Here is a 717-nt window from a genome sequence, read left to right on the forward strand (position 1 = left end):
AAGGTATATGACGAACATTTGTGGTCGGAATGGTCGAGCGTGGGGTGGATAAAAATAAACAGCATGATGCTGCGAACTATTGAACAACTGAATTGTTCTGTTGAATTAACCCATTCAACCGTCAAAGTTAGTCAACCAACAACAGTTAAGTTAAGTGTTTACGGTAACGTCTATAGCGATGATGCTACTAATTTAGATTTTTTGAATGGAATTGTTAAAGTGAAACTGTCCGGCTATATGTTATCAAGCACTGGACCCTCCGGAAAATTCGGTGATGTTGAACTTTCAGATTCTGGAACAACGGAAATTGATGTTCAATTCCATGATGGGATAGCCGAAATTCCATTAACTTTAACAGTGCCAGGTACACAAGTGTTGTCCATTGAAATTGTTGACCTTGAAAACAGCGCAAGGTCAGTAGAGATTGAAGTTCTCCCTACTGAATTAAACGATGCCTTATTAATTCACATACCGAATTTTGATGAAGCGCCAATGCAATTGCTTTTTTATCGTCGTGATTATTTATTTAGATGGTTGATTTGATTTTCATTAAAACTGTTTTAAACGGAAGTTGATTATATCAAAACCCACAAAAGAACCACCTCTCAGATGCTTCCAGAAAGGTGGTTCTTTGCGTTAATAAATCCTCTATTCCTCAACCGTCTTCGCCGAGCTCGGCGTATTCTTGTTCTTATACACCCACATCGCATACTCCAG

The 717-nt window shown here is 38.5% G+C and carries 1 protein-coding gene; it reads left to right on the forward strand.

From position 1 onward, the window contains the following. Positions 1-543: hypothetical protein (locus QW71_RS36230; RefSeq protein ID WP_039311050.1), on the forward strand; the 543-nt coding region annotated here is incomplete at its 5' end. Between the last annotated feature and the right edge of the window lie 174 nt (positions 544-717).

The organism is Paenibacillus sp. IHB B 3415 (assembly GCF_000802655.2).
Lineage (GTDB): Bacteria > Bacillota > Bacilli > Paenibacillales > Paenibacillaceae > Paenibacillus_AQ > Paenibacillus_AQ phytohabitans.